This window comes from Trichococcus sp. ES5 (assembly GCF_900067165.1).
GTDB classification, from domain to species: Bacteria; Bacillota; Bacilli; order Lactobacillales; family Aerococcaceae; genus Trichococcus; species Trichococcus flocculiformis.
Genome location: NZ_FJND01000021.1, coordinates 1 through 18,004, shown reverse-complemented (window position 1 = coordinate 18,004; position 18,004 = coordinate 1). Strand labels below are relative to the sequence as shown.

20 protein-coding genes and 1 pseudogene are annotated in these 18,004 nt (G+C 47.7%); 2 read left to right on the top strand and 19 right to left on the bottom strand.

Annotation, left to right across the window (positions count from 1 at the left end):
• The 15 genes from rsmI to dnaX form a co-directional block, all read right to left on the bottom strand.
• Positions 1-873 (bottom strand): 16S rRNA (cytidine(1402)-2'-O)-methyltransferase, encoded by an 873-nt coding sequence (rsmI, locus tag TES5_RS12715; protein WP_068562362.1) that lies wholly within the window; start codon positions 871-873, stop codon positions 1-3.
• Between the two features lie 48 nt (positions 874-921).
• Positions 922-1,212, bottom strand: coding sequence for a GIY-YIG nuclease family protein (locus TES5_RS12710; RefSeq protein WP_068562361.1), 291 nt, complete (start codon positions 1,210-1,212; stop codon positions 922-924).
• Complete coding sequence (locus TES5_RS12705) at positions 1,199-1,951, bottom strand: tRNA1(Val) (adenine(37)-N6)-methyltransferase (protein WP_068562360.1); 753 nt, start codon at positions 1,949-1,951, stop codon at positions 1,199-1,201. The genes TES5_RS12710 and TES5_RS12705 overlap by 14 nt, the downstream gene beginning before the upstream one ends.
• Before the next feature lie 112 nt (positions 1,952-2,063).
• On the bottom strand, positions 2,064-2,414 hold the full coding sequence (locus TES5_RS12700) for a DNA replication initiation control protein YabA (RefSeq protein ID WP_068562380.1): 351 nt from the start codon (positions 2,412-2,414) through the stop codon (positions 2,064-2,066).
• Between the two features lie 59 nt (positions 2,415-2,473).
• Positions 2,474-3,268 carry a PSP1 domain-containing protein gene (locus tag TES5_RS12695; RefSeq protein WP_068562359.1) on the bottom strand — a complete coding sequence of 265 codons (795 nt, stop codon included), beginning with the start codon at positions 3,266-3,268 and terminating at the stop codon, positions 2,474-2,476.
• A gap of 25 nt (positions 3,269-3,293) precedes the next feature.
• A complete protein-coding gene (gene holB / locus TES5_RS12690; RefSeq protein WP_068562358.1) occupies positions 3,294-4,283 on the bottom strand; it encodes a DNA polymerase III subunit delta' in 990 nt (329 codons plus the stop codon).
• A 14-nt stretch (positions 4,284-4,297) separates the two neighbouring features.
• Positions 4,298-4,627: a cyclic-di-AMP receptor gene (locus tag TES5_RS12685; protein ID WP_068562357.1), complete on the bottom strand. Its 330-nt coding sequence runs from the start codon at positions 4,625-4,627 to the stop codon at positions 4,298-4,300.
• A 296-nt stretch (positions 4,628-4,923) separates the two neighbouring features.
• The gene (gene tmk / locus TES5_RS12680) at positions 4,924-5,565 is read right to left on the bottom strand and encodes a dTMP kinase (protein WP_068562356.1); all 642 of its coding nucleotides are present in this window, start codon (positions 5,563-5,565) and stop codon (positions 4,924-4,926) included.
• A gap of 393 nt (positions 5,566-5,958) precedes the next feature.
• Entirely contained in the window at positions 5,959-7,779 is a 1,821-nt protein-coding gene (locus TES5_RS12675; RefSeq protein ID WP_143148252.1) for an ABC transporter ATP-binding protein, read from the bottom strand.
• Complete coding sequence (locus TES5_RS12670) at positions 7,776-8,216, bottom strand: MarR family winged helix-turn-helix transcriptional regulator (protein ID WP_068562354.1); 441 nt, start codon at positions 8,214-8,216, stop codon at positions 7,776-7,778. Before TES5_RS12670 ends, TES5_RS12675 begins: the two co-directional genes overlap by 4 nt.
• A gap of 144 nt (positions 8,217-8,360) precedes the next feature.
• Positions 8,361-9,842, bottom strand: a complete 1,482-nt coding sequence (locus TES5_RS12665) for an MFS transporter (protein ID WP_068562353.1) — start codon at positions 9,840-9,842, stop codon at positions 8,361-8,363.
• Positions 9,843-10,283: 441 nt separating this feature from the next.
• Positions 10,284-10,595, bottom strand: coding sequence for a YaaL family protein (locus tag TES5_RS12660; protein ID WP_068562352.1), 312 nt, complete (start codon positions 10,593-10,595; stop codon positions 10,284-10,286).
• A 35-nt stretch (positions 10,596-10,630) separates the two neighbouring features.
• Positions 10,631-11,227 (bottom strand): recombination mediator RecR, encoded by a 597-nt coding sequence (gene recR, locus TES5_RS12655; protein WP_068562351.1) that lies wholly within the window; start codon positions 11,225-11,227, stop codon positions 10,631-10,633.
• A gap of 118 nt (positions 11,228-11,345) precedes the next feature.
• On the bottom strand, positions 11,346-11,660 hold the full coding sequence (locus tag TES5_RS12650) for a YbaB/EbfC family nucleoid-associated protein (protein ID WP_068562350.1): 315 nt from the start codon (positions 11,658-11,660) through the stop codon (positions 11,346-11,348).
• A 65-nt stretch (positions 11,661-11,725) separates the two neighbouring features.
• On the bottom strand, positions 11,726-13,675 hold the full coding sequence (gene dnaX / locus TES5_RS12645; RefSeq protein WP_068562349.1) for a DNA polymerase III subunit gamma/tau: 1,950 nt from the start codon (positions 13,673-13,675) through the stop codon (positions 11,726-11,728).
• 287 nt (positions 13,676-13,962) lie between these two features.
• Here dnaX and TES5_RS12640 point away from each other — a divergent pair, with 287 nt between their 5' ends.
• Positions 13,963-14,808 carry a VOC family protein gene (locus tag TES5_RS12640; protein ID WP_306298096.1) on the top strand — a complete coding sequence of 282 codons (846 nt, stop codon included), beginning with the start codon at positions 13,963-13,965 and terminating at the stop codon, positions 14,806-14,808.
• A gap of 153 nt (positions 14,809-14,961) precedes the next feature.
• Here the strand turns inward: TES5_RS12640 and TES5_RS12635 are convergent, their stop codons facing one another.
• Together TES5_RS12635 and TES5_RS12630 are read right to left on the bottom strand one after the other, a co-directional pair.
• Positions 14,962-15,300, bottom strand: coding sequence for a type II toxin-antitoxin system PemK/MazF family toxin (locus tag TES5_RS12635; RefSeq protein WP_068562347.1), 339 nt, complete (start codon positions 15,298-15,300; stop codon positions 14,962-14,964).
• On the bottom strand, positions 15,294-15,536 hold the full coding sequence (locus tag TES5_RS12630; RefSeq protein WP_086988471.1) for an AbrB/MazE/SpoVT family DNA-binding domain-containing protein: 243 nt from the start codon (positions 15,534-15,536) through the stop codon (positions 15,294-15,296). Before TES5_RS12630 ends, TES5_RS12635 begins: the two co-directional genes overlap by 7 nt.
• Before the next feature lie 287 nt (positions 15,537-15,823).
• Here TES5_RS12630 and TES5_RS12625 point away from each other — a divergent pair, with 287 nt between their 5' ends.
• The gene (locus tag TES5_RS12625) at positions 15,824-16,081 is read left to right on the top strand and encodes a hypothetical protein (protein WP_157080413.1); all 258 of its coding nucleotides are present in this window, start codon (positions 15,824-15,826) and stop codon (positions 16,079-16,081) included.
• Between the two features lie 173 nt (positions 16,082-16,254).
• Here TES5_RS12625 and TES5_RS12620 read toward each other — a convergent pair whose 3' ends face one another.
• Together TES5_RS12620 and TES5_RS12615 are read right to left on the bottom strand one after the other, a co-directional pair.
• The gene (locus TES5_RS12620; RefSeq protein ID WP_068562345.1) at positions 16,255-17,109 is read right to left on the bottom strand and encodes a DUF368 domain-containing protein; all 855 of its coding nucleotides are present in this window, start codon (positions 17,107-17,109) and stop codon (positions 16,255-16,257) included.
• 152 nt (positions 17,110-17,261) lie between these two features.
• A pseudogene (locus TES5_RS12615) lies at positions 17,262-18,004 on the bottom strand (IS630 family transposase); the annotation flags it as partial.

The following is an 18,004-nucleotide window of genomic DNA, read 5'->3' as shown; positions in this document are numbered from 1 at the left end:
TTAGAAGCCGTGGAAAGCTTGATATACTTCCTGTTTCTTCAGATCCCTGATTTTTGCGGTCTCTTTGATCGCATCTTTAGAAGAAAGTCCCTGCTCTGTCATCAGCTTTTCCACCAATTCAGCAATGCTGAGGTCATCGAATGTCTGTTCAACTGGCATTTCCGGATTATCATTGCCAGCTATCATCAGGCAGATTTCCCCTCTGATTTCCGTCTCTTCGGCCCAACCAGCCAATTCCTCCGCCGAACCCCGGATGAACTCCTCAAAGCGTTTCGTCAATTCGCGGCAAATGACGACTTGGCGCTCCGCACCCATGACGGTTGCGATATTTTTGAGCAATTCTTTCAACCGATAAGGCGACTCATAGAAAATCATCGTCTCTTCCCTGTTTTTCAACGACTCCAACTGCGCCACTTGCTCCTTCTTCTTGCGCTCCAAAAAGCCGAAAAAGTAGAAGGGCTGTGGTGCCAATCCAGAAGCGATCAATGCGGTCACACCGGCATTGGCTCCAGGCAACGGTACAACCGGCACGTTTGCGTTGATGCAGGCGCGCACCAAATCATGACCCGGATCGCTGATCGAAGGCATTCCCGCATCGCTCACTTGAGCGATCGATTGTCCACCAAGCAGCTTATCCACCAATTGCGGAATGCGCTCCTGGGTATTGTGTTCATGGAAGCTGATCTGGGGTGTATCCACTTCGAAATGCGTCAGCAGTTTCCGCGTATTACGCGTGTCCTCCGCCGCTATCAGATCCACTTCACGCAGTATCTTTATGGCACGGAAGGTCATATCCTCCAGATTGCCGATGGGTGTCGGCACTAAATAAAGCGTTCCGCACGCATGCTGTTCATAGCTTTTTTGCAGTTGCATCTTTTTTCTCCTCTGATTTCGTTTCATTTTGTTGACTCTGGCGACCCGCTAAAACCCGTTCGATTCAGAGCTGAATACACCGATAGCGCGCACCTTCAAAAAATTCTCTTTCTGCTTGCGGCTCAGTTTCTTGAACGCCGCCTCCGCTTTGGTCGCTTCCGTTCTGGAACCGAAGACTTCTTTGTAGATCATTTGGACAGGGCGGCGGGCCTTGGTATATTTACTGCCGATGCCTTTGTTGTGCTCCCGTTCGCGCCGAAGCGTGTCCGTCGTGTAGCCGGCATAGAACGAGTCATCTGCGCAGAGCAGCACATAAAAGTAGTGCTCACTGCTCGCCATAGAGGACGTCCTTTACCTTCTGGCTGTATTCCCCTTCTTCATTGTACACAACGAGCGGCGGCAGCACACGGAAACCGTCTTCTTTACCGTCCTTGATGCCCTCGATCAGGATCATGTTCGCTTCCTTGTTCTGTTTCGGGTAAATGAACTGCAGTTTCTTGGGCGCAATCCGGTTGTTGCGCATCGTTTCCAGGATCTCCATTAGACGATCCGGGCGATGGACGAAATAAGCCTTGCCTTTCATTTTCAGCAGATGGCTCGTCTGTTTCATCAATTGGTCCAGCGTCAAATGGATTTCGTGCCGCGCGATCGCAAAAGCATCCAATTCATTCGTGAAACTGGATTCGCTCAGCTTGAAATAGGGCGGATTGCAGGTGATGACATCGACGGAATCCGGTTTGATGAAGCGGGTGACCTCATTCACATCTGCGTGCAGAAAGGAAACCTTCTCCTCCAACTGATTCAGCTGGACTGTCCGACGGGCCATGTCCACCAACCGGTCCTGCAGTTCCACCCCGACAATCGGGTTCTTGGTTTTCCCCGTCAACAGGAACGAGACTGCCCCGTTCCCGGCGCAGAGATCGACTATCTTTGCCGGCTTCACGCGCGGCAATTCCGCGAAATCAGCCAACAGCACCGCATCCAACGAAAAAGAGAACACGGCTGAACTTTGGATGATCTGGATGTTTTCCCTCTTCAGCACATCCAACCGTTCGCCTTCCTTTAATACATTTTCCATTCCTCTACCCCTTTACCTTGTTCCTCAAAACAGAGGCCAGGACTTCTGTCCCCGCCTCTGTCTATTTGTTCATCCATCATTTATTGACAGTACCCCCAACGCGGGACACTTCTCAGTTTTTCCGATCTCTTTCGCCGTAGATGACATCGATACAGAAAACACAGGGTTCATCATTCAGACGACGGGAACCATAATAAACATTGCAGACATGAAAACCGTCCTCGTAAAGCTTCTGTAAATTCAGACGGGACTTCGACATTTCTGGCTCTTGCTTCTGCGCATCTTCTTTTTCCTTCGTAAGGAAATCGATCCGATCGCGCAGATGCTGGTTCTCGATTTGAAGATTTGCATTCTCTTCTATCAGGTCATCCATCTTCTCTTGAATCTCTTTAACATCTGCTCCCATCGATGAAATACGGCTTTCCACCCGATGAAATTGGTCATACAAGGCACGTTTATCCATTTTATCCACTCGCATTTTCCATACTTATTTTTCAATCCTATCGTGCAGATCCTTAAACCTTACAATTCTGAACCGGCAAACTCAACCGTTTTATTATGCTCGAACAGCCGCACTTTGACGACTTGGCTGAGCACATTCAGTTCCACAACTTTCCCCTTGCCCTCGGGCGTCATTACTTCCTGCCCATAATCAGGCATTGCTTTTCTGAGAGAGACATACGTATCGTTCTCATAGTTCAGGCAGCACATCAAACGCCCGCACAAACCGGATATTTTGGCAGGATTCAAGGACAACCCCTGATCCTTCGCCATCTTGATCGAAACCGGCACAAAGTCCCCCAAGAACGTCGAACAGCAGAGAGTTCTGCCGCAAGGTCCGATTCCGCCTAGAATTTTGGCCTCATCGCGGACACCGATCTGATGCAATTCGATCCGCGTGCGGAAAACAGCCGCCAACTCGCGGACCAATTCCCGGAAATCAATCCGGCCTTCCGAACTGAAATGGAAAGTCAAACGACTGCGATCGAAAGTGTATTCCGCTTTGATCAGCTTCATCTCCAATTTCAGCTGCTTCACTTTCGTCTTGCACACGGCAAAGGCTTCTTTCGCCTCTGCGCGATTTTTTTCATCCTGCTCGAGGTCCTTTTCGGTCGCAACGCGGATGATATGTTTATGTGCATGGATGCCACTTTCATCATTTTTGCATTGTTTATCAACAATGACGACTTGACCTATATCGACAGCATTCCCATTATTTATGATTAATTTTTCGTCCATTTTGTACTTTGTCTGGCCTGCTTCATAATAAGAGATGGGCCCGACAGGCATAAAACGAACACCAATGACGTTTTTCATTTTCTTTCTCCTCCAGAAGCTTTATCTATAGGCTATTCCCGAGTGCGATTTCTTCCAGTACCCCTTGGAGCTGGACATTTGCTTCCAAATGTTTTTTTCCTTTGAGGATATTTTCCATATGCCGGGTGATTTCCTGAGGATGCAGTTTTTCTGCAATGCGCTCGTACTCTGTTCCGTGATTTTTGTTGACGATAGCTTGCTTATTGCTGTACTTGGTATAAAGTAAATCACGGTAATAGAATAATAGCAAGTCCAAAAAGAAGTGGCCATCATTTTTATCCTTCAGACCATCCATCAAGTCGGTCTGCACAAACACAAATGCTTGGGGATTTTTAGAAGTCATCAGTTGGAACCAAGCCCACGTCCGCTTCTTGGATTCATGGAAACTCTCTTCCTGATTCAGCAACAGAGCTGCTTCCTGGTTATTGGTGATGGCCGCCAACAACGCCGCATTTTCAGGCTGTATGCCTTGCGCCTCCAAAGTTTCCCCTAACGCTTGCTTGTTGACGACCCGAAAATGGACGATTTGGCAGCGCGATCGGATGGTCGGCAGGATGTTCTCTTTTGCAGTAGTCATCAGAATCAGGTACGTATCGTTCTGCGGTTCCTCCAAGAACGTAAGCAGACTGTTCGAAGCACTGACCGTCATTTTTTCGGCGTCATAAATCAGATAGACCTTACGGCTACCTTCCATCCCGCTTTTGGAAAGCTCTGCCTTCAATTCACGGACTTGATTGACTTTGATGGTGTTGCCATCCGGACTGATTTCCGCCACATCGGGAAATTCACCTGCCGCAATCCGTAGGCAATGATTGCAGTGCCCGCATGGCTGACCATCCTGCAACTCGTCGCAAAAGAGCGTTTGGGCTATCCAACGCGCCAATTCTTCTTTGCCGGTTCCGCGCGCTCCTTCAAACAAGTAGGCGTGAACCAGCCGCTTTTCCCGAATCGTCCGTTGGAACCTTTCGAGCAGTTCCGGTTGTTGCCTCATCAAAAGCTGTGTCACACCATCCATCCTTTCCTTCGTCATCAGAATCTGTGAAAACTATCTATCGGCAAAACAAACACAGTCGCTCCGCCTACGTGCACTTCCATCGGGTAGGCGATTGCGTTGTCCAACGGCACATCCATGCTGACTGGGGTCGCTACAAATTGCTCGCGCGCTTCGCAGTTGGTTTTGATGATCCGCAATACTTCATCGACTCGTTCGTCCTCTACACCGATCATGAAGGTGGTGTTGCCGGCGCGCAGAAAACCGCCCGTAGAAGGCAATTTCGTCGCGCGGACGTTCGCTTCCACCAACTCGTCGGACAGGATAGCGCTGTCTTTATCTTGAATGATAGCCATAATTAATTTCATAACAAATCCCCTCTTTCTATAATATATAAGAAAAGCTGAACGGGTTCGTTCAGCCCTGAAAGAAATTTAGGAAATCTGTCCGCCTGAGCATCGAAGAGCGCAATAGGACAGATTTATCTAATTTCCGAAGGGCTAACCCGTGAAGCTGGACATTATTTTAAATGCATGAAACATGTTGCAAACTTGTGAAACACCTACGGTGACGCACTTTTGAGTTGAAAAAATTTTATAAACTCCTATATGCTGAGAAAAGCGGAACGGTCCGTTCAACTTTTGTTTCGGCAAATGATTTTACTCTAAAAATAGCTTGGATATCTGTTTTTGATGATGTGATAGCAAGCTTCCGCTACCTCTTCACGGCTCATCGTCCCATCGACGACCACTATCCGTTCCGGATTAGCCTTCGCCAATTGCAGATAACCAGCGCGGACTTTTTCATGGAAAGCGAGCTTTTCCTGGTCCAAACGGTTATATTCCCGTTCATCCAGATTTGCATGGATCCTTTGAATGCCTACTTCTGCCGGAACATCGATGTACAACGTCACATCCGGCTCGATGCCTTCTGTTGCGAATTGGTTGATTTCGCGGATACCCTCTTGACCGATGCCTCTTGCGTAGCCTTGATAAGCGATGGAACTATCGACAAAACGATCACAAAAAATGACGTCTCCACTTTCCAAAACGGGCAACACCTTTTCGATCAGATGCTGGCGGCGGCTTGCCGCATACAACAAAGCTTCTGTCCTAGAATCCATGTCCGTATGCGAAGGATCCAGTATCAACGAGCGGATCTTTTCCGCGATCGGGCTTCCACCCGGTTCTCTCGTCGCTACTACTTTACGGTTCATCTCTTGTTGCAGACGCGGTACTACTTGCTGCAACGCGGTTGTCTTGCCTGAGCCATCCGGCCCTTCGATTGTGATGAAAATCCCTCTCACTTTGCACACTCCTACGATTCTAATACTTCCATTATACGCTAAATGAAAGTTTTTTTATACAGATGAAACCGATATAGCTTTGTCAATTTTGCAACAATTAATTGTCTTGATTGCCTTTTTCTGAAAATAGAGCCATGAAACTGTTTCCGGCTCCGGGTGCGCCTGGATTACGTGTGCCGACAAGCTGAAAAGATGAATACCCGTTGCTTATTCATGTTTCCGACTACATTCCGGCCTCTAAACATGAATACCCGAGATTTATTCATGTTTTCGACCACATTTCGACCTCAAAAGATGAATTCTTTCGATTTATTCATGTTTTCGGCGAACATCCACCAATCCCCACAAAAAAAGGGACAACCCCATTCCACATGGGCGCCCCTCTTGATAATCCTATGTTTGCTTCATTTGCGTATTGTACAGCATCGTGTAGATGCCGCCCTTTTTGACGAGCGTCTCGTGGTCGCCTCGTTCAACGATTTTGCCTCTCTCCAGCACCAAGATTTCATCAGCCGACAGGATCGTCGAAAGACGATGCGCGATGATCAGGCTCGTGCTCTTGGCGAGGATCGGCTCGATCGCTTCCTGGATGGCGTGCTCAGAGATGGAGTCCAATGAGGAAGTCGCTTCGTCGAAGATGATCAGCCCCGGTTTCCGAAGAATGATCCGCGCAATCGAAAGCCGCTGCTTTTCGCCGCCGGAAAGCTTCATGCCGCGGTTACCCACTACAGTGTCGTAACCTTTCGGCAGCCCACTGATGAACGCGTGAATATTGGCTTCACTGCACGCTTGCTCGATTTCGGCCTGCGTAGCATCGGACTTGGCGTAGAGCAGATTTTCTCTTATCGTACCGTTGAACAAATACGTGTCCTGCGTCACCACGCCGATGTGCTGGCGTAGAAAGGCCAGATCGAGTTTGCGGATGTCCACGCCGTCCAACAGGATTCTTCCGCCCGTCACATCATAGAGGCGCGGAATCAGGTTGATGATGGTGGACTTGCCCGCTCCCGAAGGCCCGACGATGGCGACGGATGATCCCGGCTTCAGCTCGAAACTGACGTTGTTCAATATCGACTGGTCCGGATCATAGTGGAAGGAAACCTCTTCAAAAGCCAACTCGCCAGCAAACGACTCAGGCCGGAGCGCCTGCGGATCATTGTCGATTTCCACAGGCAGATCGAAATACTCGAAGATGCGATCAAAAAGTGCCATCGAGCGGATCATATCAACCTGGATGTTCAGCAAGGAATTGACTGGTCCGTACATCCTGCCCAGGAGCGCCACCATGACGGTAATGTCCCCGATTGTCAGATCCGTGTTGCCGTATTCAATAATGAGAATTCCCCCGACCAGATAGATCAACATCGGACCGATGTTCGTGAAGACGTTGATCACGACCCGGAACCATTTGCCAGCCATGCTTTCCTTGATGTTCAAACGGATCATCTGCTTGTTGGCTTCCTGATAGCGTTCGAACTCGTAGGCTTCCGTGACGAAAAGCTTCGAAAGCAATTGCCCGCTGACACTGAGCGTCTCGTTCAGGATCTGGTTGATGTCGTCATTGTGCTTCCGTGACTCAAGCATTATTTCCCAACGCCTTTTGCCCACGCGCTTCGTCGGCAAGATGAACAACGGCACCACCACAATGCCGATTGTCGCCAGCAAAGGACTTTTCGTATACATCGTGACGAGCGCAACCGTCAACGTCGCGAAATTCTGCAGGATGTTCGTCCAAGTGCCCGTCAGCACGCTCTGCACGCCGCCGATATCGCTGGTCATGCGGGTGATGATGTCGCCCTGCTTGCTGGTCGTGAAGAACCGGTGCGACATCCGCTGCAGATGGCTGTACATCTTGTTGCGCATGTCAAAGGTGATATTTTCCGCCATCCAGACATTGGTATAGCTCTCCAGTACGCTGATCAGATTGGCGAGGATCAACACTCCGAACGAAAGGCCGATCAGGCGGATCAGCACGGGCAGATTCTGCTCCAATAGCCCTTCATCGATGATGCGGCCCGTCAGGATCGTCGGAAAAACGCCGAATACCGACGAGATGATGATCGCCAACACTGATACGATAAGTTGTTTCCAATAAGGGACGAGGTAGCTGAACATACGCTTCAGTAGCCGCAACGTAATTTTGGGGCTGTTCTGTTTCTCCTCCTCCGTCAGAAAGCCTCCACGGCCGCCTTTGAACCCGTTCCCGCCCATCATTGCTCACCTGCTTGGTGTCTGAAATCCTCCAAGGATTTTGTCAGTTTTTCGCAGAGCGCAACGAATTGCTCTTGCTCCTCAAGCGTCAAGCTATGATTGATGCGCTCCCGTTCCATCTGGCGTACTGCCTTCATTTTCTTCAATAAAGCATCCCCCTTTTCTTGGATGAAAATCCGGTTCCTGCGCTGATCGGCCGGGTCCGGCTGCCGCGTCAAAATCCCGTCCGCCTCCAGTCGGTTCAGCATTTCCGTCAAGGAAGCCGGACGGATCCCCATCCGGTCCGCCAATTCCCGCGAACTCATTCCATTATTTTCCTGCAATATCCGCAAAAGCTTTCCCGCTCCGCGCGATTCGTGCTTAGCGGGATTCTCTTTACGCCGCAGCGTACGCATCAGCTTCATCGCACTGCCGATGACATCTTTATTTTGTTCTTCCATAATAAGTTCCTCCTCCAGATAGTTAGGTACCTATCTATCTCCCTTCATTATATTAGGTACCTAACTAAAATGCAAAAAAAAAGAATGCGGCCGGGACATTTTTGTCCGCAACCACATTCTCTTTCATGTATGCATTCTATTCAATTACTGTTCAATGGCTGCTTTTTTTGCGTCTCTGCGGTCAGCCAACTCCATTTGGATTTCCGCCATGCGTTTGTCATCCAATTCATAGAATTTCATCGCAATCAGAGAGGCTACCCAACCCAAGATCATCATACCGACAAACAAGAACATCGTTACCCAGAAGATCTCTTCGCTCGGTGGCGTATCCACAGAAGGGAATACTTCTTTGAAGCCGATGTATGCCAATAGTATGCCGATGATTGTTTGTCCAAGAGAAGAAATCATTTTATCAACGAAGGAGAAGATTGTCCCCATCACACCGGGAGCGTAACGATCATTCTTGTATAATTCATAGTCTGTAATATCAGGAATCATCGGAATAACGATTCCTCCTGACACACTCCGCACGCCTGTCGCCAAAATGTACAAAGTAACGAATGCGATAGACATAGCGTTCATATCCGTCATGCGGATTTGCGACGGATCACCCAGCCAAAGCAACAGGAACATTGCGGCGTAGAGAGCGATACACATCCAAGTAGATACAACGAGTGCTTTTTTCGAACCAAATTTACGGGCATAGCGCGTTCCGATTTGGATCAGGATCAACACGGGAATCATCGTGATAGCTGAAATGGAACCAAAGACACCGTAATCACCGATAAGAATACCGAACAGCATGACCATTACGATGGAATTTGTAGAAACAGTTGAAGCCAACTTATCAGTTGATGCAGCTACGATAAGCATCTGTAACGGGCGGTTGCCTTTGATGATGTTGAACATATCTTTCAACTTGATAGGTTCTTGTACACCACCTGTACCAAAATTTTCAGTTCTGTCATGTTCCCATAGACCTGCTACAGCAATTGCCGTCATAACACCGGAAGCGATGACTACAGTGATGACAAATTCATGGAAGAAAGATTCTGTGAAGCCGCCATGTTTGGGTACCATGTAATTCGACACATACATTGCAGCACCCGCAAACAATAATGACGTATAGGACATGTCAAATGTCGAAAACAAAGGACGCTGTTCCGGATCATTTGTCAAAACCGTTTGGCCAGCTTTTGTGCAGGCCGTTTGGAACGTATAGCCAACGATATAGACCAGATAGAGGATAATGAAGTAAATTAGGCGCATATTTTCAGGAACCAAGTGTGTCGTGAAGAACATCAATAAGGTAATGATCGTCATTACCACCCACCCCATAATCATGAAAGGCCTGAATTTACCCATTTTTCCGTCTGTCTTATCGATCCACAACCCGATGATTGGATCAGTGATTCCGTCCCACATACGGCTCATCGTAATCAGAGTGGATACAATGACTGTCCCCAAACCAACGACTCCTGTAGCGTAATAGGATACGAACAACATCAAATATAAAAATATGTTTGTTGCAGTGTTGTTCAGTGCAAATGCACCAATCTGCCATGTTTTTGCACGTCTGTAACGGGACTCTTGTCTTGCTTTAACTTCTTTTACTGTAGTTTCCAAATGGATACCTCCAATTTTGTATTTCTTCTAACTCTAAACTCCCCAAATAATAGCGGTTACATAACGAAACCTAATTAGCCCAACGGTCATCTTAATTGGCTGCTCACACCCTTCCTCCAAAACGAAAGTATCCTGTTTTTATGAAACAAAATATAATTGCCTATTTCGATACAAAGTATCATATTGCAAAACTAACATTTGATATACATAACTTTATATCAAAAGCGCTACCAAATCAATGTGACGCTTACATTATTGTTGTATGTTTTTTTAAATGTTCAAATCTTCGTAACATACCATTGACCTTAAGTCTTTTGGTCGTAATTCTCTTGACTGAAAATGCAGTGGCGGATATTTCATTAATGGAGGTTGGCAATTACTCTTGTACCGATTTATCTATGGAACAAAAAAAAACAGACCGCATAGGGGCCTGTTTCTTCATTATTCCGAATGGAAAATATCTTCCGCGCGGTTCGTGCGTTTGCGCCACCGGAATTGCTTGGCTTTTTTCGGTGCTGAAATGTCTGCCTGGAGCTGGCGTTCTTTGGCTTCCCGCAGCAGGAACAGATATTTCGCTTCCGCAATCTTTTCAAAAATACGCAACTCTTCAGGCAAATCATAGGCATTCTGTTGCAGTTGGGCCAAGGTCGTGTAATGTTGATGGATGTCGCGGATCAAATCAATCAACTTTTCGTCGTATTGCTGCTTTAAGTGTCCCTGCTTCTTGCTTGCGCTGTTTAAATGGAATGCCATCTTTTTCCTTGTTCCCCCCGTTTTTGCTGCCTTTGTTACAGTTCTCGGCGTCCATCGATGGCACGAAAGAGCGTCATCTCATCCGCATATTCGATATCGCTGCCGACAGCCAGTCCGTAGGCAAGACGCGTCACTTTGATGCCCGCCGGTTTGATCAAGCGCGAAAGGTACATCGCCGTCGCTTCCCCTTCGGCTGTCGCATTTGTCGCGATGATGATCTCCTTGACTGTTTCGTCCTGTAGCCGTTTTATCAGGCTGGCGATGTTCAGATCTTCAGGTCCAGTCCCCTCCATCGGCGAAAGCACCCCGTTCAACACATGGTATCGACCGTGGTACTCACGGATTTTCTCCATAGACATGACATCGCGGGGATTTTCGACCACCAGGATGATGGACGCGTCCCGCGTCGTGTCCGAACAGATATTGCACGGATCTGTTTCGGTAATATTACCGCAGATGGTACATTGGTGTAAATCCCTTTTTGAACGAATCAGCGCGTCCGCGAACGCGAGCACAGCCTCCTCATCCATGTCCAGACAGAAAAAAGCCAATCGGGCGGCCGTTTTTTGTCCGATGCCCGGCAATTTCATGAAACTTTCGATTAATTTAGCTATGGGTTCTGGATATTGCATCTCGAAAAATCCCCTTCTCTTCTCTCAAAAGAAACGAGGCTGGGACTAAAGTCAACACTGCCCGACTTGTCTCACCCTCGCTCCCCTCATTCATTTTGGTTATTACTTGCGGCCTGGCTTAGAAGCCTGGGATCGCATTGGCAAATTTGCCCAATTTCGCTTTCGTTGCTTCATCAATCTTGCTTAATGCGTCATTCGTCGCCATCAGGATCAGATCCTGCAGCATTTCCACATCTTCCGGGTCGACCACTTCGGGTGCGATGACAACATCAGTGACTTTTTTGTCCCCTGTCATCGTGATTTTGACCAGATCATTGGATGCCGCGCCGACAAACTCCGTTACGTTCAGTTGTGCTTGCGTCTGCTCCAATTCTTTTTGCATTTTTTGCATTTGTTTCATCATGCCTTGCATATTTCCCATTCCGCCTCGCATTGTATGACTCCCTCTCTGTGTGTGTATTTTATTTTTTTCATAGCTTGTATTTATTTCGAACGCCGTCAGTCCTCGACGACCGTTACGACTTCGTCTCCGAAAAGGCTCAACGCCTGATCGACGACTTCCTGTTCCTTTTGTTCCTCTATCACGATTGGATCGGTTTCAACCGAAAAATCATCGGCGAAATTTCCGGGGTGATAGTCACCACGATAGCCATCTTCCATTTCCGGCATCGGTGGTTCCGGCGGCAAATCCAGATCGACAGGTTTATCTTTATCGCCAGTTGCCGAAACAGGCTGTTTCGGAGCAGCCGATGGTACCGGAGCCTGCTTCGGAGCGGCTTGTTTCAGTTCGCCATTGGATTCGGCAGCAGGGCTGCCGTTCCGGTTCTGGATGTAGTTGCGTCGCACCGATGTCCATTGCTCTTCCGTCAAACACACCAATTCGCCGGGACGCTGCAGCATCCGCTGCGTTGCTGCATCCACAGCCGCCTGCAGTTCCGCATCTTCCGTCGCTTTTTGGCAAAGGATATCATACTGGAACGACAGGATGAAACTGGTCGGACTCGCTGCCACCGGATTGGCTTGCTTCAGGACAGCACGCTGGGTAACCGAGAGAACATCCAGGATATCCGTCCAGAAATCACGGACACGGGCAAGATCTTGCTTTGTCGCCTCACCCAAAATCTGGTACGTCCGCCCCATGTTGGGCTTGAATCCGGCAGACGTGTTCGACTGACGAGCCGTTTCTTTCTTGGCAGGCGCCGCTTTGGCACCTTCCTGCGAAACAGTCAGATTCCCGGAGGCGATCAGTTCCTGCAGCTTCGCGAGTTCCTTTTTGACGAGCTCCAACTCGTGCGCCAGCCGCTGAACTTCTCCGTTCGGCGCGGCTTGTGCGCTCGGAGCTGCCGCCATTGCCGGTGCATGCGCCTTCGATTGGGACAGCTTCACCGCCAACACTTCCAGATAGATATCCGGTTGCATCGAGAAGCGCATCTCGCCTTGGGTCTCGTTGAAGGCCTCGATCATCTCGTAGAGGAACGTTGCCGGTGCCTCTTGCGAGAAAGTCTGGAAAGCTTCACTGTATTGTTGCGTATTGTCGGCAAAGGCCTTGCCGTTTGTTTGCTGGTAGACCAGCACATCCCGCGCAAACAGGATCATCTCCTCAAGGAAACGGCCAGCCTCTTTGCCTGCACTCAGAATTTCCTGCAGCAGTTGCAGTGCCGATTCCGTCTCTTCATGCAGCAACGCGCTTGAGAAGGAAATCATCATTTCTTCCGTCAGACTGCCGGAAACTTTCACCGCATTTTCGAAAGTGACCGCATCCGATCCGTAAGAAATGATCTGATCGAGCAAGCTGAGTGCATCCCGCATCCCGCCGTTCGCGGAGCGCGCGATGATATGCAGCGCCTGCTCATCGTAGACGATCTTCTCCTCCTGCAGGATATAGGCCATCCGGTTGATGATGTCCTGATAGGAAATACGTTTGAAGTCAAACCGTTGCGTTCTGGAAATGATCGTCAACGGAATCTTGTGCGGCTCCGTCGTCGCCAAAATGAAGATGACATTTTCGGGCGGCTCCTCCAGCGTCTTCAGAAGCGCGTTGAAGGCACCGGTCGAGAGCATGTGCACCTCATCGATGATGTAGACTTTGTAGTCGGCTTGGGTCGGGGCATAACGCGCTTTGTCGCGGATATCCCGGATTTCCTCCACACCGTTGTTGCTGGCGGCATCGATTTCGATGACATCGTTCAAGCGTCCCTCGGTGATGGCACGGCACGTTTCGCATTCGTTGCACGGCTCCCCGTCGACGCGATGATGGCAGTTGATGGCTTTCGCAAAAATCTTGGCTGCACTCGTCTTACCCGTTCCCCGCGGCCCGGTAAAAAGGTAAGCATGGCTCGTTTTCCCCTGTATTAAGGCATTCTTCAACGTCTGCGTGACCGCTTCCTGACCTGCGATGTCTCCGAACCGCTGCGGGCGCCAAACCCGATATAGTGCTTGATAGCTCATCCTTTTCCCTCTTTCACTTTTGCTTCGTCCATCTATTATAAGGGAAAAGCAGGAAAATAGGAAGGCGCGGCTCTATGGCTTTCGGGTGGAATATAAGCTTGTATTTTGCTTTCTTTAGAAGGTGATTCAGCTCAAATAAAAGAATTAAATAATAACGGTTGACAAAAAGTAAGTTAGGTATTATAGTAAATCCATCAAGTATTTCGAATTCGTATTAATTAAATTTGTGATATTATTCCGGAAAAAATAAAATTCAAATAAAAACGATAATAAAGGGGAAAATGAACATGACAGCATTTTGGGATTTGGGCAAGGTTGCCTTGAAAGTCAATGATCTTAAGAAAATGACGCAATTTTATCAGGAAGCAATTGGCTTGGATTTAATGGAAGAAAAGGAAAATTCGGTTGTGTTGGGGGTTGCTGCGGACAACACGCCTTTAGTGGAGCTGATCCAACTCGCTGCCCCCTCCAACCGCAAACGGACAACCGGACTTTTCCACTTGGCGATTCTTTTACCGACTCGCGCAGATTTGGGATCCATCCTTTATCATTTGTTGACGAAAAAATATGCCATTGATGGAGCGAGTGACCACGGCTACAGCGAAGCGATTTACTTAAACGATCCAGAAGGCAATGGCATCGAAATCTACCGCGACAAAGAGATGTCGGATTGGGATATCCGTCCGGATGGCAAAATCGAAGGCGTTACCGAAGCGATGGACGCTGATGGCGTAATCGGCGCGATGGTCAAAATTTATGATGGCATCCCTTCCGGCTCCATAATGGGACACGTCCATTTGACCGTTCACGATCTGGTCGAAACGCAACAATTTTACCAAAACGTACTCGGTATTTCATTGAAGTCAGACTTCTTCGGGCAAGCAAAATTCTTCGCCGCCGGAAACTATCACCATCACATCGGTTCGAATATGTGGGCTGGAAAACAGTTACCCGCCGCTGAAAAGAGCCAACCCGGTTTGGCCTACTTCACTTGGGTAGTTGCCGACAACACTGCCTATGAAGCGCTGAAAAGCAGACTGGTTCAGGCAGAAGTTTCGTTTGAAGAAGCGGACAACACCCTTATTTTCAAAGACAACAGCGGCATCGAGATCCATGCGGTCATTCATCAATAATAGTCATTTATTTATCATCCAAAAAAGCGCGACCGGCGGATATTCCTGCCGGTTGCGCTTTTTTTGGATATAGTCGAAAAAAATACCAAATCAAAAAGTTTTTCGAGTATACCCTAGGTTACGGGAAGTGTGAGAGGTACGCATTGAGATTCATCAAACAATTTTTTCGTTTTTTTGAAAGATTACTTTTACTTTCATCAGCAATTCATCGATTAGTTTTTCTGGTACGGTTTCAACATAGCTATACTTCCTCGCGTTGTAATCGATTGTTACTAGTTGATCCAGCAAAACTTTTCCTGAAGACTCTGTGCCTCTTAATGGCACATACAAAGGATAATTGCGTTCTGTATTTGAAATGGGAGCGAATACAGCCACATTAGCATAGTCACTGACCCCATGATAGCTCAAACAGATATACGGTCTGTATCCTTGCTGCTCGTGCCCTTGTTTTGGGTCTAAATTAATTTTAACAATATCTCCTTGTTTTACCATTTCTCATTCCCCACTGGCGAAAGGTTTTGTAATTCTGAAGTGAATTTTTCTCCGTCGTACCCTTTGAACAGTTCTTGAAAAGTCAGGTCCTTTTCGGCTTTGGTCAACACAATCGAATGATTGACAATTTCTACATTCAGTTCATCATCTTTCTCTACTTCCAGTGCTTCCAATACACTTTTTGGCAAGCGTATTGCGTGACTGTTCCCCCATTGTTTGACAGGTAATTGCAGCATCATAAATCCTCCTTTCTTTGAGTTCATCTTACCACCAAAGTATCTACTTTGTATACACATCTACTTGCCTTTTTTAATTACGAGCAATGGAAGAAGTTTATACAGAAGCGGTAGACGACGAGCTACAATTTATTCAGCAGTAATTTCAGCAACATGGAGAGGAATCGATTGAGCAGCAGCTTTATCAGTTCTTAACGGAACATAAGGAACGCTTTCTGACGAATCCGAACACAAAACTGATGCTGACTATTTCTTTTCTTGTACCGGATGAGATGCATGAAGATGTTATGCAAAAAATCTATAAATATATAGAGATATTGACTGCAACGTTAGTATCTCGCTTTGCAAAACAACCATTTCGTATCAGAGCGAAAGAGTGTGCGCTAGCTTTTGTCACATTGTTGGATGGCCTGGACGTTCAATTAGTCTATGAAGATAGCCAAAGGTATGAAGAATTACAAGCAATAGTCTGGGATATCTTCTGGAAAGGTATCAGTTGTGATACTGGGGAAAACAGCCACTCCAATCAGCAGATATTCCACTGATACTCCTAAGCTATGAACGCGATCATCTAAAAAAACTAAGACGCTAACCCTGCCCTACAGGATTAGCGTCTTAGTTTTTTTAGATTTCAGATACGAAGACTTTTGTCCCAGCTCCGTTCGGATTTATTCAGCAAGATAGCTTTCATATGAAGAGCCGGTAATCTCTCAAAGGATTACTTATAAGTGTCTTCCAATTTCCCCATCCACAAGCCAAGTGCTAAGCCGGCAAAGAAGAGCAAGAGAACGACAGCATAATTAAGGAAGGTGAAGCCGCTGTATAGTTCCAATGAGGGAGCAATGATGGTGGTGGAGGCAATCACCACGCCGAACACAAAATGGAAGACTGTCGCATACGCAATGTTCAGTAAGTACCGTACCGCTTTGGCAAAAAGAAAAATGCAGAGAACAGCTCCGATGGCCACGGGAATCAAGATCGAAAAATCAAGCAGGCGAATGCCTTCTGTCAGAGGCTGGTACAAATTCAGATAAATTAAAAAGTTTGAGGGGCTCAAGCCAGGGACAATGAAACCAGAAGCAAAAATGGCACCCGCTAGTAACCAGGTGAAGAAATTTTGACCCACATGCAGATTGAGATTCTCATTGGACCAGAACAGAATGAAAAACATGACAATGGCAACCGTTAACGCTAGTATGATATGCCCACGCGTGCGTCCATGCTTGCCCGCTTCCCGGTAAAGCGAAGGAAGCGTTCCGATAATGGCTCCTATGAAAGCCCACAATACATGGACGGGATAATACTGCAGCCCGTAGTCCAAGGGATAGGCCAGTACGAAGACGCCCAAGATTCCCCCTACCCCAACCGGCAAGAAGTACATAACCCGTTTGACAAAATCATTCGTGATATCCGAGAGAAAGACAATCAATGGTTCGTATAAGCCAAAAACAGCTGCAAGTGCGCCACCGCTGACTCCCGGAAGGATAGCCCCCGACCCGATCATCATCCCTTTCATCATCCTAAGCAACCAGTCAATCACTTGAATCCTACTTTGTTCTTTATGCGTTTTCATGAACCAAATTCCCCTTTATTTTTAAAAGTTTCTATAATTATCCTATTTCATCAAACACGTGCATCTCTTTAAAAATTCCAGAGGCACGCTGCCCCATCTCTCGTTCCCACTTCTGCTGATCTTTTCATCCTATATAGGTTGAATTAAATACTTTACATCCGCACGCACAGTCGGTCAATCACTTCAAGGGGACGCCCGTTCACATCGGCTAAGAAACCGCGGACCGCCTGTTTGATTTTCTGGACGTGGTCAAAAAAAACATTGTTGATGACCGATTCCTTGAGCCACTTCCATACGCCTTCCATCAGGTTCAACTGAGGGCTGTAGGGAGGGAGGAAGATGAGTGCCAGGTGCCCAGCGTTTTCTTTAAGAAAAGGCTGGATCAGCTTGGCGTGGTGGATACGGGCATTATCCAATACCATCACGATTTTTCCGGTGGGGTATTCCCGCAACGTCCGCTCCAAAAAACGGAGGAAGGCCGCTGCGTCGTATGCCCCTTCTTCCGTACAAATGATCCGACCGGTTTCATAATCCAAGGTGCCGATCAATTTCACCCCTTTGTGTTGTCCGTAAGTGGGGATTTTCCGCTGGTGGCCGCGGAGAAATCAGGTGCAGCCAATGGCTTGGTAATCCCGGATCATGGTTTCGTCCTCGAACAGGAGGTGGTCAATGTCGCTATTCAGCAATTTTTTTTTAGGCTCGGGAAGGTTTCTTCCAAAAACACCTGTTGTTTCTTGGAATCCGCTTTTTTGAGGGTATACGTCGGACGAGTCCAGCTTAGTCCTAGCCGGTGAAGGAGGTCCGCCACGCCTTTTTGCGTATATCCATAACCCCATTCCCGGAGAATCAGGTCACACACAATCGCCAATGTCCAATTGGCACGGGATTTGAAACC